This window comes from Pseudomonas sp. HD6515 (assembly GCF_024971855.1).
In the GTDB taxonomy this organism is placed as follows: domain Bacteria; phylum Pseudomonadota; class Gammaproteobacteria; order Pseudomonadales; family Pseudomonadaceae; genus Aquipseudomonas; species Aquipseudomonas alloputida.
In genome coordinates, this window is record NZ_CP079827.1 from 1305297 (window position 1) to 1317704 (window position 12408).

The 12408-nt window shown below is 63.1% G+C and carries 14 protein-coding genes; 8 read left to right on the top strand and 6 right to left on the bottom strand.

Features of this window, described 5'->3' with window-relative positions:
• Positions 1 to 167 precede the first annotated feature (167 nt).
• From KW568_RS06015 to KW568_RS06030, 4 genes are read right to left on the bottom strand one after another with little or no spacing between them, the layout of a single operon-like run.
• On the bottom strand, positions 168 to 365 hold the full coding sequence (locus KW568_RS06015) for an SEC-C metal-binding domain-containing protein (RefSeq protein WP_003254900.1): 198 nt from the start codon (positions 363 to 365) through the stop codon (positions 168 to 170).
• Positions 366 to 372: 7 nt separating this feature from the next.
• On the bottom strand, positions 373 to 846 hold the full coding sequence (locus KW568_RS06020; RefSeq protein ID WP_004576213.1) for an LEA type 2 family protein: 474 nt from the start codon (positions 844 to 846) through the stop codon (positions 373 to 375).
• Positions 847 to 848: 2 nt separating this feature from the next.
• Entirely contained in the window at positions 849 to 1325 is a 477-nt protein-coding gene (locus tag KW568_RS06025; protein WP_004576212.1) for a YchJ family protein, read from the bottom strand.
• A 2-nt stretch (positions 1326 to 1327) separates the two neighbouring features.
• Positions 1328 to 1822 (bottom strand): DUF6231 family protein, encoded by a 495-nt coding sequence (locus tag KW568_RS06030; RefSeq protein WP_004576211.1) that lies wholly within the window; start codon positions 1820 to 1822, stop codon positions 1328 to 1330.
• A gap of 159 nt (positions 1823 to 1981) precedes the next feature.
• On the opposite strand from KW568_RS06030, the gene KW568_RS06035 reads away from it, so the two are divergent.
• From KW568_RS06035 to KW568_RS06045, 3 genes are all read left to right on the top strand, one after another.
• Positions 1982 to 2674 carry an OmpA family protein gene (locus KW568_RS06035; RefSeq protein WP_003254894.1) on the top strand — a complete coding sequence of 231 codons (693 nt, stop codon included), beginning with the start codon at positions 1982 to 1984 and terminating at the stop codon, positions 2672 to 2674.
• 89 nt (positions 2675 to 2763) lie between these two features.
• Positions 2764 to 3483: an OmpA family protein gene (locus KW568_RS06040; RefSeq protein WP_004576210.1), complete on the top strand. Its 720-nt coding sequence runs from the start codon at positions 2764 to 2766 to the stop codon at positions 3481 to 3483.
• Between the two features lie 98 nt (positions 3484 to 3581).
• Complete coding sequence (locus tag KW568_RS06045) at positions 3582 to 3857, top strand: DUF1145 domain-containing protein (RefSeq protein WP_003254892.1); 276 nt, start codon at positions 3582 to 3584, stop codon at positions 3855 to 3857.
• A gap of 122 nt (positions 3858 to 3979) precedes the next feature.
• Here KW568_RS06045 and KW568_RS06050 read toward each other — a convergent pair whose 3' ends face one another.
• Complete coding sequence (locus tag KW568_RS06050; protein WP_003254890.1) at positions 3980 to 4444, bottom strand: CopD family protein; 465 nt, start codon at positions 4442 to 4444, stop codon at positions 3980 to 3982.
• 98 nt (positions 4445 to 4542) lie between these two features.
• Here KW568_RS06050 and dinG point away from each other — a divergent pair, with 98 nt between their 5' ends.
• The 5 genes from dinG (at position 4543) to pdxH (ending at position 12025) form a co-directional block, all read left to right on the top strand.
• Complete coding sequence (gene dinG, locus KW568_RS06055) at positions 4543 to 6687, top strand: ATP-dependent DNA helicase DinG (RefSeq protein WP_003254889.1); 2145 nt, start codon at positions 4543 to 4545, stop codon at positions 6685 to 6687.
• Between the two features lie 79 nt (positions 6688 to 6766).
• Positions 6767 to 9001, top strand: a complete 2235-nt coding sequence (locus KW568_RS06060; RefSeq protein ID WP_004576209.1) for a beta-galactosidase — start codon at positions 6767 to 6769, stop codon at positions 8999 to 9001.
• A gap of 134 nt (positions 9002 to 9135) precedes the next feature.
• Complete coding sequence (locus KW568_RS06065; RefSeq protein ID WP_004576208.1) at positions 9136 to 10281, top strand: EstA family serine hydrolase; 1146 nt, start codon at positions 9136 to 9138, stop codon at positions 10279 to 10281.
• Between the two features lie 99 nt (positions 10282 to 10380).
• Complete coding sequence (locus tag KW568_RS06070) at positions 10381 to 11358, top strand: OmpA family protein (RefSeq protein ID WP_003254886.1); 978 nt, start codon at positions 10381 to 10383, stop codon at positions 11356 to 11358.
• 19 nt (positions 11359 to 11377) lie between these two features.
• Positions 11378 to 12025, top strand: coding sequence for a pyridoxamine 5'-phosphate oxidase (pdxH, locus tag KW568_RS06075; RefSeq protein WP_004576207.1), 648 nt, complete (start codon positions 11378 to 11380; stop codon positions 12023 to 12025).
• 39 nt (positions 12026 to 12064) lie between these two features.
• On the opposite strand, the gene KW568_RS06080 is transcribed toward pdxH, so the two are convergent.
• Complete coding sequence (locus KW568_RS06080; RefSeq protein ID WP_003254884.1) at positions 12065 to 12298, bottom strand: hypothetical protein; 234 nt, start codon at positions 12296 to 12298, stop codon at positions 12065 to 12067.
• Between the last annotated feature and the right edge of the window lie 110 nt (positions 12299 to 12408).

A 12408-nucleotide genomic window follows, 5' to 3' on the forward strand; every position in this document is an offset into this window, starting at 1 on the left:
CCTCCTGTGTCAGGCTCATGATCCAGAGGCTGGCACGCTACCTGGGGAGCGGGCAAGCACGCGAAGCATGCGACGCGGTGTATGGCACGGGCTTCGCCCGTGTTCGCGGGCGCGCCCGCTCCCACAGTGATCGCGCAATCGATCAGATGTTGAATCGCGTCAGTCGATCAGGCGCCGTGGCACTTCTTGTACTTCTTTTCGCTACCGCACGGGCACGGGTCGTTACGGCCAACGTCCTTCAGGGCGTTGCGCACCGGCTCCTGGTGGCCGTGGTTGCAGTGCGGGCCGTGTACATGGCCGTGGTCGTGGTGGTGATCATGGTCATGGTTGCAGTCAGGGCCATGAACGTGGGGTTGTTGGGACATTGCAGGGTTACTCCGGTATGTGATCGCCGGGGATTATCTCACCACTGCGCGAGAAGTGCAGGTCCTGATGGATGAGCAATCCGGTCGCCAGTTCGCCCTGCAGGGTGTAATGCAGCGGCTGCTTGCTTCTGAGCAGCTTGGCCAGTGGCTTCAGGTGCTGCCACAGGTTGGTTCGTGCGGTGATCTTGAAAGTGCGCCCTGCATGCCCGCCCACGCTGCGCCATATGCTGGCTTCATCCTGCACCAGTAGCAGGTCATTGAGGCGTATTGCATACGACACGTTACGAATGAACAGGCGGCTGTCATTGGGGTTGTCGACCCGCAGGTGCAACACGAACTCCTGTTCCAGCAACCTGGCCTTGACCGTTTCGACCTCGACCAGATGCACTTCGGGTTCGCGCCAGTCCTCACCCCAACTGGCACAGCCCGTCAGCCATGCCAGTAGCGCACCGAGCAGTAGCAGACGGGTGCGCTTGATCATGTTCAGTTCCCTACGTAGCTGGCGCAGCATTTCTTGAATTTGTGCCCGCTGGCGCAGGGGCAGGGGTCGTTGCGCCCGGCCTTCAACCCGACCGTTGGGTCGATGAAGTACCAGCGGCCGGCATGCTGGACGAACGCCGAGCGTTCGCGGTGCTGATGATCGCCGTCTTGGTCGTGCCAGCGTGCGGTGAAGGTGACGAAGCTGTGCTCGGGTTGGCCGCCCAGCACTTCTGCGCTTACCACCTCCAGGCCCAGCCAGGTGCTCTGTGCACTCCAGTCGGCCATGGCAGCACGGTCCAGGCCGGCTTGCTGGGCCGGTAGGGTGGTGGCTACCAGGTAGTCGACCAGGCCCAGCACGTAGGCACTGTAGCGTGAGCGCATCAGGGCCTGGGCATCCGGTGCCGGAGTACCGGCATGGTAATGCCCGCAGCAGGCGTCAAGCAGGTTGCCACTGCCACAAGGGCAGACCGAGACACTCATCATCACCACCAGTACTTGCCGAAGTTTTCAGGGTTGGCCCAGAACCTGGCATTGAGCCAGTCCGGGACCTGCTTATAGTCATGTAGATCATAGGTGAACAGGTTCAAAACCTGTTGCTCACGGCAGAATTTCTCGCTGGCCGACATGGCCAGGGCGAAAAAGTCGGTGTCCTGCCAGCCGCAGGCAGCCAGGTCGGCCAGCACTGCAACCCGGCTGGCATTGAGGTTGCGAATGCCGCCGAGCAGCTCCAGGCCGGTGCGCTTGGGCAAGTGCTCCAGGCAGTCCACCAGTACCGCCAGGTCAAAGCGCTTGGCGGCCAGTTCAGCCGGCAGCGGCCCGGGGGCGGCGGTGTCGATGGTTACCTGGGGGTGTGCCTGGGCGAAAGCGTCCAGCGCTGGGAAGCGCGTACCCACCAGCAGCAGCCGTTGTGGAGTGAAGCGCTCGAGCAGGGCTGCCAGGGCCTGTTGCGGGGTGCGTTTGGAGAAACCTTCGGTCATTGCCATTCCTCGTTCAAGTCATCCAAGACTAGCGGGCTGCGGCGTGCGGGCAAAGGGGCATGTGACCGTGTCGTAGCTTATTGCTGGCAGGGTTGGAATGCGCGGTCTTTACTCCCAGAGATCGGCCTTATGCCGATTCCCCCTAGGAGAAGCAATGAAATGAGCATAGTACGCACAGCGATACCCCTGGTACTGCTCACCAGTGTGTTGACTGGTTGTGCAGGTTTGCAAAAAACCGACTGGCCGAAATGTGCCGCCGTCGGGGGTGTAGGCGGCGCCGCCCTGGGCGCCATCGAAAGTTCCAGCTGGGCTGGCTGGGGTGCGTTGCTGGGCGGTGGCCTGGCGGCGGGCTATTGCTGGGCCCATGGCGATGGCGACGAGGATGGCGACGGCGTGCCCGACAGCCGTGACAAGTGCCCTGGCACCCCGCGTGGTGTGCAGGTCGATGCCAACGGATGCCCGCCTGAGCCGGTTGCGGTGGTCGAAGAAGTGGTGGTGCAGAAGGAAGAAGTCATTGTCATCCGCGATGTGCACTTCGAGTTCGATTCTGCGCGCCTGACGGCCAGTGACAAAGAGCGCCTCAATACCATTGCCACGCGCCTGAAACAGGAAGCGCCCTCTGCCCGCCTTAGCGTCAGCGGCCATACCGACAGCGTCGGTTCCGACAGCTACAACCAGAAACTGTCCGAGCGACGTGCCCATTCGGTGACCGATTACCTGGTCGAGAGCGGTGTACCGCGCAGCAGCTTCGTTTCGGTGGTCGGCGCGGGTGAAACCCAGCCGGTGGCAGACAACGCCACGGCCGAAGGGCGTGCCATGAACCGTCGTACCGAGATCAAGATCCAGCGGTAAGACGGCGGGCGCCCGTGCCTCGAGCAGTGGCACGGGCGCGTCTTCATGCCGGCCAGCCGTTTGTGGCCAATGACACAGGAGCATTCAGCATGAGTGTGACGTCGAAGGCGGCTTTGCCGCTGTTGGTGGCTGCCAGCCTGCTCACGGGCTGCGCTACGCACAGCGATGGCAGCGCGCCCCTCAATCAAAGGACCTGGCCCATCTGTAGCCTGCTGGGCGGCTTGGTCGGTGGTGGCCTTGGTGCCATCGAGAGTTCTTCCTGGGCTGCCGGTGGCGGCGCCTTGGGTGCCATCGCCGGCGGGCTGATTTGTTACGCCCAGGACGGTGACGAAGATGGTGACGGCATTTTCGACCGGCGCGATCACTGCCCCGAGACCCCGGCCAACACGGCGGTCGACCACATGGGTTGCCCACTGAAGCAGTACCCGGCCGCGCCACCTGCCAGTGCACCCGAACCCTCGCCAGAGGTGATCACCCTCGATGACAACGGCGCGGTGATGTTCGCCTTCGACTCCGCCGAACTGACGCCGGCGGCCCAGCAACGCCTGCAAGGCCTGGTGGAGAAGCTCAATTCACCGACGGTGGCCAAGGTTCGTGTGATCGGGCACACCGACGGTGTGGGCTCCGACAGCTACAACCAGGCACTTTCCGAACGCCGCGCCAGTAGCGTTGCCGAGTACCTGATCGGCCAGGGCTTGGAGATGGGCAAGGTCACCAGCCAGGGCCGTGGGGAAAGCGAACCGGTTACCGACAACGAAACCGAGGAGGGCCGCGCGCGCAACCGACGGGTGGAGCTGCACCTCAACTGAGTGGTGCTGGTGCCTGTCTTGGCATTGCCGTTAATGTTGTTCGCACGGTTTGCTCGATCAGGCCACCTCGACATGACAACTCTCTATAGGGGCGTGGTATGAAGTTCATCCTGGGCCTGGGCAAGGTCCTGACGGTCGCTTTCTGGGGGGTGGTGCTGTTCAATCAGCTGATGCCACAACCCTTGCCCTTCAATCTGCTGATCAATGCCGCAGGCATCGTCTTGTTTGGCCTGCACCTGCTAGAAGTGCTGTTTTTCAATCGCAGCCTGCGCGGGCGCAGTCACCGCTGGTTTGACCGTTTGCAAATCCTGCTGACGGGTATCTTCCATGTCATGTCCATTCCCCGTCCGCGGGAGGCGCCGCGGGTGAACTGATCTTGCAGCGCCTCTGATGCTCACTGCGATCCCTTGCCGGAGCGGGCTTGCCCACGAACACCGGCAACGCCGGCGCCATGCACCGTGGCACCGGCTTCGCTGCAGGTTGCACGCAGCGCCTGTCAGATGACCAGTCGCGAACTGGCCACCGCAACCACTGCCAGCCCCAGCAGCAGATTGATCCCCACCATCCGCCGAATGCGCCCCAGTACCGCCGCACCCGTCGGCCAGTCCTCGGCCTGCACCGCTGCCTTCAATTCCGGCAGCAGCAACGCCTGAATGCGCATGAACAAGGCAAACATGGCGATCCCGCCACCGATCATCACGTGCACGTACCGGGGCGCCGTCTCGAAACCGCTGAAGCGCATGTGCAACATGCCGATACCACTTATCGCCAAAATCGCCACCGCCAGCCAGACCCAGCCGAAGAAGCGTCGGAAAACTTCCACCCACAAGCGCAGGCGGGCAGGCCCTTCAAGGGCTGCAACCGTTGCCGGGCGCAGCACCAGCCAGGCGAAGAACATGCCGCCGACCCATACGAGTGCGGCCAGAACATGCAGGGTGTAGGGCAGGGCAAAGGCGAGCATTCGGATCTCCATGCGGCAGAAAGGGCAATAGCGGGGTATGATAGCCGCCCCATGCGAAACACTGAAAATATATCCAGCCCTCCGGGCGCCTGCAGACCATGATCAGCAACGAACTCAAAGCCACTATCCAGGGCGCCTATTCGCGTTTTCTCGAAGCCAAGAGCCTCAAGCCGCGCTATGGGCAGCGCCTGATGATCGCCGAAGTGGCCAAAGTGCTTGGCGACATTGCCTGCGACGATGAAGGCCGCCGCGCTGGCGAGCCTGCCGTGGTGGCCGTGGAAGCGGGCACCGGTACCGGCAAGACGGTAGCCTACAGCCTGGCGGCCATCCCGGCTGCCAAGGCCGCCGGCAAACGCCTGGTGATCGCCACGGCCACCGTGGCCCTGCAGGAACAGATCGTCTTCAAGGACCTGCCCGACCTGATGCGCAGCAGCGGCCTCAACTTCAGTTTCGCCCTGGCCAAGGGCCGTGGCCGCTATCTGTGCCTGTCCAAGCTCGACATCCTGTTGCAGGAAGGCCACGCCCAGTCAGCCACGGCTCAGTTGTTCGAGGAAGAAGGCTTCCGCATCGAAGTCGACGAGCGCAGCCAGAAGCTGTTCAACAGCATGATCGAGAAGCTTGCCGGCAACCGCTGGGACGGTGACCGTGACAGCTGGCCAGAGGCCCTGGAAGACCAGGACTGGGCACGGCTGACCACCGACCACAGCCAGTGCACCGGCCGCCACTGCCCCAACTTCCAGCAGTGCGTGTTCTACAAGGCCCGCGAAGGCATGGGCAAGGTCGATGTGATCGTCACCAACCACGACATGGTCCTGGCCGACCTGGCCCTGGGTGGCGGTGCAGTGTTACCCGACCCACGCGATACCATGTACGTGTTCGACGAAGGCCATCATCTGCCAGACAAGGCCATCGGCCATTTCGCCCATTATTCGCGGCTGCGTTCCACCGCCGACTGGCTGGAACAGACCGCCAAGAACCTGACCAAATTGCTGGCCCAGCATCCGCTGCCCGGCGACCTGGGCAAGTACATCGAGCAGGTGCCGGAGCTGGCGCGAGAAGTACGCACCCAGCAGCAGTTCATGTTCACCCTTTGTGAACAGGTGGCTGACTTCCGTCCCAGCGAGGACACCGAAGGCCGTGAGCGCCCGCGTTACCGTTTCGAGGGTGGGGTGGTGCCGGAGCAGATTCGTGAAGTGGGCATCGAACTGAAAAAGGGCTTTGCCCGCCTCAACGATCTGTTCACCCGCCTGGCTGACCTGCTCAAGGAAGGCATGGACGGCGAGGTCAATATCGGCATCGCCAGCCATCAGGCCGAAGAGTGGTATCCGCTGTTCGGCAGCCTGGTCACCCGTGCCCAGGGTAACTGGGAGCTGTGGACGGCCTTCACCGCCGAAGACCCGGAAGACAGCCCGCCCATGGCGCGCTGGCTGACCTTGGCCGAAAGTGGCGCGCTGTTCGACATCGAAGTCAACGCCAGCCCCATCCTCGCCGCCGATATGCTGCGGCGTAGCCTGTGGAGCGTGGCCCACGGCGCGCTGGTGACCTCGGCGACATTGACCGCGCTGGGCAAGTTCGACCGTTTCCGCATGCGCTCGGGGTTGCCGCGCGACGCAGTCACCTGCGTGGTGCCCAGCCCGTTCGTGCATGGCGATGCCGGCCTGTTGCGGGTCCCCGACCTACAGGCCGACCCACGCGATGCAGCAGCGCACACCGCGGCGATCATCCGCGAGCTGCCGAACATCGTCGAGGATGCCCGTGGCGCGCTGGTGTTGTTCTCGTCACGCAAGCAGATGCAGGATGTGTTTGACGGTCTGGACCGTGACTGGCGCAAGCTGGTGCTCATCCAGGGTAACCTTTCAAAGCAGGAAACCCTGAACAAGCACAAGGCGCGGGTCGACGATGGCCAGCACAGCGTGCTGTTTGGCCTGGCCAGCTTTGCCGAAGGTGTCGACCTGCCGGGTGCGTATTGCGAGCACGTGGTCATCGCCAAAATTCCCTTTGCTGTGCCCGACGACCCGGTCGAAGCTGCGCTGGCTGAGTGGATCGAGGCACGTGGCGGCAACCCGTTCATGGAAATTGCCGTGCCTGACGCCTCGTTGAAGCTGATCCAGGCCTGCGGCCGCCTTCTGCGTACCGAGCAGGATCGCGGCGTTATCACCTTGCTTGACCGGCGCTTGGTCACGCAGCGCTACGGCAAGGCTATTCTCAATGCGCTGCCGCCGTTCCGGCGGGAAATTTCCTGACCGCCGGAGCACTTGCGCCGGCGCATTGTCCATCACCCGTCTTGGGCCCATCAGGGCCCTGAAGGAGAGCCCCAGCCTTATGATCCGCCGCACCCTGCCCGCCGTATTCGCCTTGTTGTGCAGTTCGCCCTTGCTGGCCGGGCAGCAGACGCTGTTCAGCTTCGTGCGCCCGGCTTCGGTGGTTAATGTGGCGACGGTGGATGCCGGCATGCCGCAGTACAACGCGGAACAAACGGCCGAGGGCGAGGTGTTGCGGCGTGTGGTGTTCAACCCGGCCCAGCAGCCGACCCTACGCCTGAGCCCGCAGAGTGGGGTGTGGGACTGGTCCGCTGGGCAGTTCCTGACCTTGCGCCTGCGAAGTGCCATGGACTGGGCATTGACCGTGGATGTCACCGTGCAAGGCAGCGATGGCCGCACCTTGACCAGCCGTATCGACCTGCCCGCGGGGCCCGCGCAAACCGTGCTGGTGCCCCTGACGGCCAGTTCGCCGCTGGACCAGGGCATGCGCGCCGGCCCGCCGATGCCCTGGAACCATGGTGGTCAGCGCCTCCTTTTGACCAGCAGTGCCGGTGCAGTCGACCTCAAGCAGGTGACCTCGGTCAGCCTGAGCATCCCCAGCCCCAAGGTGGCGCAGAGCCTGCTGATCGAGCGTGTCGGTATCCAGGATGACGACCAGGCGTACAGGGCGGCCTACCACGAGCTGATTGATGCTTATGGCCAGTCGACTCGCGGTAACTGGCCCGAGAAGGTATCCAGTGACGAGCAGCTCAAGGCGGCCGATACCCGTGAACAGCAACAGCTCAAGGGCTGGTTGGCAGAGCGCGGCAAGCAGCAGCTGGACGCTTACGGTGGCCTGGTGGGCGGTCCGGCCTTTGCAGCCAAGGGCTTCTTTCGCACTGAAAAGCGTGATGGCCGCTGGTACCTGGTAACGCCGGATGGGCACCCGTTCTATTCCCTGGGGGTAAACGCCGTGGCGGCAGACGGCGGGCGTACGTATGTCGCCGGGCGCGAAGGCATGTTCAAGGCCTTGCCCGCTGAGGGCGATGCACTGGCCGCGTTCTATGGCGAAAGCAACAACGACGATGGCAATGCCTCGTCGCAAGGGCGCAATTTCAAGCAGGGGCGCTGGTTCGACTTCTACGCCGCCAACCTGCAGCGTACCTATGGCAAACCCTGCCCGCCCGCAGTGGAGGGCCAGCCAGCCAGCTGCGCGCCGCCGGTACTGGATGCCGACCGCTGGCAGGCGCATGCGCTTGACCGCCTTCAGGCCTGGGGGTTTAACACTATTGGCAACTGGAGCGAGCCGGCGCTTGGCCAAGCCAGACGCATGCCGTATACCTTGCCGCTGTCGATCGTAGGCGACTACGCCAGCATCAGCACTGGCATGGACTGGTGGGGCCGCATGCCCGACCCGTTCGACCCGCGTTTTGCCATGGCCACCGAACGTGCCGTGGCCATCGCCGCGCGTGATCACCGTGACGACCCTTGGCTCATCGGTTACTTCGCCGATAACGAACTGGCCTGGGCAGCCCCTGGAAGCGACCCCAAGAGCCGCTATGGCCTGGCCTACGGCACCTTGCGTCTGACCACCGACGTGCCAGCCAAACGCGCATTCCTCAAGCAGTTGCGCGACAAGTATCGCAACCAGGAAGGGTTGTCCAAGGCCTGGGGCATCGAACTGACCGCTTGGGAACTCATGGAAGATCCTGGCTTCGAGGCGCCGTTGCCTGACCCGGAGCACCCGGAAATCGAACGTGACTACCAGCACTTCCAGCGGGTATTTGCCGAGACCTACTTCAAGACCATTTCCGATTCGTTGAAGTGGCATGCGCCCAATCACATGCTCCTGGGTGGCCGCTATGCGGTCAGCACACCGGAGGCGGTCAAGGCCTGCGCCGAGTTCTGCGATGTTCTGAGCTTCAACTTCTATACCCTCAAGCCGCAGGACGGCTACGACTTTGCCCGCCTGGCGGAGCTGGACAAGCCGGTGCTGGTGTCCGAGTTCCAGTTCGGCTCGCGTGATCGCGGGCCGTTCTGGCCGGGGCCATTGGAGCTGGCGCGGGAAGAGGATCGCGGCCCGGCCTACGCAAACTTCCTCAAGGCGGCCCTGGCGCAGCCTATGATCGTTGGTGCGCACTGGTTCCAGTACCTCGACCAACCGGCCAGCGGTCGCCTGCTCGATGGTGAGAACGGCCACCTTGGGCTGGTGGCGATTACCGATATGCCCTATCCAGGGTTTGTCGATGCCGTGCGCAAAAGCAATCTGCAAACCATGAACCAACTGCGTGCCGAGCTGGAAAAACCGGCCCCTTGAGATCAGGCAGATGCAGTCAACCCAGGTGAGAGCGGCCTTGTGTCGCGACCACTTGGCCCAAGCCTGTTTGCAAAACACCCAACTACTGAAACAATGCACACCTTTTTGGATAATGGTCGTACGGAGAGCAGCGGGTGCAGATCCAGGGTCACTATGAGCTGAAGTTCGAAGCTGTGCGCGAAGCTTTTGCCGCGCTGTTCGATGATCCCCAGGAGCGTGGCGCCGCGCTGTGCATCCAGGTGGGTGGCGAAACCGTCGTTGACCTGTGGGCTGGCAGTGCCGACAAGGACGGCCAGCAGGCCTGGCACAGCGATACCATCGCCAACCTGTTCTCATGCACCAAGACTTTCGCGGCTGTTACCGCCCTGCAGCTGGTCGGCGAGGGCAAGCTGGCCCTCGATGCTCCGGTTGCCAACTACTGGCCCGAGTTTGCCCAGGCGGGTAAGCAGTCGATCACCTTGCGTCAGCTACTCAGCCACCGTGCCGGCTTACCGGCCATACGCAAGCTGTTGCCGGCTGAAGCCTTGTATGACTGGCAGTTCATGGTCGATGCCCTGGCAGCCGAGACACCGTGGTGGACGCCAGGCACAGAACACGGCTATGCCGCCATCACCTATGGCTGGCTGATCGGCGAGCTGATTCGCCGTGCCGACGGCCGTGGCCCTGGCGACTCGATCGTGGCCCGCACCGCCCGCCCATTGGGGCTGGATTTCCATGTTGGCCTGGCCGACGAAGAGTTCCACCGCGTGGCGCATATCGCCCGTGGCAAGGGCAATGCTGGAGACAGTGCAGCGCAACGCTTGCTGCAGGTGACCATGCGCGAGCCTGAGGCACTGTCGACCCGTGCCTTTACCAATCCGCCCGCGATACTGACCAGCACCAACAAACCGGAATGGCGGCGCATGCAGCAGCCAGCGGCCAATGGCCATGGCAACGCACGCAGCCTGGCAGGGTTCTATGCCGGGCTGCTGGACGGCAGCCTGCTTGAATCCGAACTGCTCGATGAGCTGACCCGCGAGCATAGCCTTGGCCAGGACCGTACCTTGCTCACCCAGACCCGTTTCGGCCTGGGCTGCATGCTCGACCAGCCCGATGTGGCCAATGCCACCTTTGGTCTCGGCGCCCGCGCCTTTGGCCACCCCGGTGCCGGTGGTTCGGTCGGTTTTGCCGACCCGGAGTACGATGTGGCCTTCGGTTTTGTGGTCAATACCCTCGGCCCTTACGTGCTGATGGACCCACGCGCCCAGAAACTGGTACGCGTCCTTGCCAGTTGCCTTTGATCGGGTAATGCGGGTATTGCCACACCCCTTTGACTATCCTCAATGCCAACGCCTGAAGTTCGTAGGCAAAATATCTTTCTATTTCATGGTGTATCGCTGATGTCTTCACATAAAACCTTAGCACTCGCCCTGTGCCTGACCGCCGTTACCGGCTGCGCCAGTCACTCCCCGGACGGCTCCAAGGAAGGTGGCTCCAGCTGGTGGCCTTTCGGTTCGGACAAGGTTGCCGAGCAGGAAGTGAAGTCAGCCGTCACTGAAAACGTGGCCAAAGCCGATGCCAAATCCGAAAGCTCCAGCCGCTGGTGGTGGCCGTTTGGCGGTGACGACAAGCAAGCCAAGGGGCCGGTGGTGCCAAAGATCGATCAGAAGGCCACTCAGGCCTGGCTGGACGAATACGAGCCCAAGCTGCGCGAAGCGATCAAGGACAGCAAGCTGGAGCTGGAGCGTCGTGACAATGTGCTGGCGGTAACCCTGCCGGTGGACAGCTCGTACAATCCCGATCGCCCGAACATGTTGCTGCCCATGTCCCTGGGCCCGATCACCCGCGTCGCCAAGACAGTCGAAGGCGACCCCAAGACTGCCGTACTGGTACTGGGCCATGCCGACAGCAGCGGTGCCGCCGTTGCCAACCAGAAGCTCAGCCTGGAGCGCGCCGCTTCGGTATCGGCCATCTTCCGCCTCAGCGGCCTGCAGCGTGACCGCCTGACCCTCAAGGGCATGGGTTCGGTGATGCCGCGCGCTGCCAACGACAGCGCCGAGGGGCGCGCCCTGAACCGCCGCGTGGAAATGTTGCTGACCCCGCAAAACACCATGGTCGCGCTGCTGGCCAAATACCAGCAGGCCGCCCCGGCACCCGTCCCGGCCTCGATGGTGGCGGTGCAGGATGCCAAGGCACCCGCCGCCAAGGCCGCTGGCAGCAAACCGGCCGTCAAGGCTGCGGCGAAGAAACCTGTAGCCAAGGCCAAAACGCCTGCGAAGACTGCAGCCAAGAAAAAAGCTGCGCCGGCCAAGCCTGCCGCCAAGAAAGCTGCCGTTGACAAGAAAGTAGCTGCCAACAGCCCTGCGAAGACCAACTGATCGTCAAGGAACCGCAGTAATGACCCAATCCCTGGCCGATATGCGCCGCGACTACACCCGTGATGGCCTGGCCGAAGCCCAGGCACCAGGGGAGCCGTTCGCCCTGTTCCACCAGTGGTTCGCCGATGCGGTGAAAACCGAGCAGGTACCGGTAGAAGCCAACGCCATGACCTTGGCCACGGTGGACGGCGAAGGTCGCCCGCATTGCCGTGTTTTGCTGTTGAAGGGGCTCGACGAGCAGGGTTTCACCTTCTTCACCAACTATGACAGCGCCAAGGGCCAGCAACTGCAAGCCAACCCCTTTGCGGCAATGACCTTCTTCTGGCCGGCCCTGGAACGTCAGGTGCGCATTGAGGGCCGGGTGCAGAAGGTCACGGCGCAGGAGTCGGATGCCTACTACCAGGTACGCCCGCTGGGCAGTCGCCTAGGGGCTTGGGCTTCGCCACAGAGCCGCGTGATTGCCGGGCGTGAAGAGCTGGAGGGCCTGGTTAAGGCCACCGAAGCGCGTTTCTCCGACACCCAGCCGCACTGCCCTGAGCATTGGGGGGGATACCGTTTGTTGCCCGAGCGCATCGAGTTCTGGCAGGGGCGGGCAAGCCGCCTGCATGATCGTTTGAACTATCGGCTGGTGGATGGGCAGTGGCGGCGAGAGCGGCTGGCGCCCTGAGCAACTGGGGCCGCCAAGCGGCCCCAGCCATTGATCAAGCTACCCCGGATAACCTGCCGCCTCGCGCTCCAACCACCCCGCCAGTTGCTTACGCCCCACCTTCTCCTGGCGCGCCTGCGCCAACCTTTCCAGCATGAACGCGCGTTTTTCAGGATCGGCCCCTGCCAGCGACAACGCCAGGTCGCGGTCCATCCAGCGGCGCATGCGCACATACAACCACCAGTGGAAATACAGTCCCGTAACGGTGGTGACCACGACGATGAAGTAATCCATGGCTATTCTTGGTCTCACTTGAAAGGCCTTCGACACAGCCCGGCAGGCTGTACCCCGGCTGAATGAAAACAATTTTATTACGTTTGTACCGTGACAGCCGTCAATGTGCA

Coding starts and splice junctions, on each gene's coding strand:
- KW568_RS06015 (WP_003254900.1), bottom strand. CDS start 365: ATGTCCCAACAACCCCACGTTCATGGCCCTGACTGCAACCATGACCAT.
- KW568_RS06070 (WP_003254886.1), top strand. CDS start 10,381: ATGTCTTCACATAAAACCTTAGCACTCGCCCTGTGCCTGACCGCCGTT.
- KW568_RS06045 (WP_003254892.1), top strand. CDS start 3,582: ATGAAGTTCATCCTGGGCCTGGGCAAGGTCCTGACGGTCGCTTTCTGG.
- KW568_RS06020 (WP_004576213.1), bottom strand. CDS start 846: ATGATCAAGCGCACCCGTCTGCTACTGCTCGGTGCGCTACTGGCATGG.
- KW568_RS06040 (WP_004576210.1), top strand. CDS start 2,764: ATGAGTGTGACGTCGAAGGCGGCTTTGCCGCTGTTGGTGGCTGCCAGC.
- KW568_RS06025 (WP_004576212.1), bottom strand. CDS start 1,325: ATGAGTGTCTCGGTCTGCCCTTGTGGCAGTGGCAACCTGCTTGACGCC.
- KW568_RS06030 (WP_004576211.1), bottom strand. CDS start 1,822: ATGACCGAAGGTTTCTCCAAACGCACCCCGCAACAGGCCCTGGCAGCC.
- KW568_RS06035 (WP_003254894.1), top strand. CDS start 1,982: ATGAGCATAGTACGCACAGCGATACCCCTGGTACTGCTCACCAGTGTG.
- pdxH (WP_004576207.1), top strand. CDS start 11,378: ATGACCCAATCCCTGGCCGATATGCGCCGCGACTACACCCGTGATGGC.
- KW568_RS06080 (WP_003254884.1), bottom strand. CDS start 12,298: ATGGATTACTTCATCGTCGTGGTCACCACCGTTACGGGACTGTATTTC.
- dinG (WP_003254889.1), top strand. CDS start 4,543: ATGATCAGCAACGAACTCAAAGCCACTATCCAGGGCGCCTATTCGCGT.
- KW568_RS06060 (WP_004576209.1), top strand. CDS start 6,767: ATGATCCGCCGCACCCTGCCCGCCGTATTCGCCTTGTTGTGCAGTTCG.
- KW568_RS06050 (WP_003254890.1), bottom strand. CDS start 4,444: ATGCTCGCCTTTGCCCTGCCCTACACCCTGCATGTTCTGGCCGCACTC.